This is a genomic window from Bradyrhizobium ferriligni (assembly GCF_056837965.1).
On the sequence record NZ_JBXEJO010000406.1, the window covers coordinates 1 to 386 of the forward strand.

Annotated in this window: 1 protein-coding gene; it reads left to right on the forward strand. The window is 36.3% G+C overall.

What is annotated here, in order from left to right:
* Positions 1-160: 160 nt before the first annotated feature.
* A complete protein-coding gene (locus AC1VNY_RS42915; RefSeq protein WP_482409743.1) occupies positions 161-313 on the forward strand; it encodes a hypothetical protein in 153 nt (50 codons plus the stop codon).
* Positions 314-386: the final 73 nt, after the last annotated feature.

The window sequence follows — 386 nt, forward strand, 5'->3', positions numbered from 1 at the left end:
GATCACATACAAATCACACCGAGTGGTTAATAAGTGGTCGATATGGACTGTTCGAAGAAGAATGATTACGAATGTCACAGATTATAAATTAAGTGAATAATGTGTCAGATTATTTTTATAGTGAATGTATAAAGTGTTGGTCATGTTTGTGTTTTCTTCCATGAAGGCACAAGCTAGTGGTGATCATGCAAAGACAGTCGCAAATCATTACAATCAGCTTGAGGAAACTGGATTGGCACTGCGCACACGCAGTCGCATCTATTACCTCCGCAATTTTAATAACTGGATCAAAAGTGTGCTTATAGGTCAGTAACTTGTCTTTAACTAAATTTGTTTAAGTGTATTTTTGATTTCTTCATGGATATTCAATCTATCTAGTCACCCCC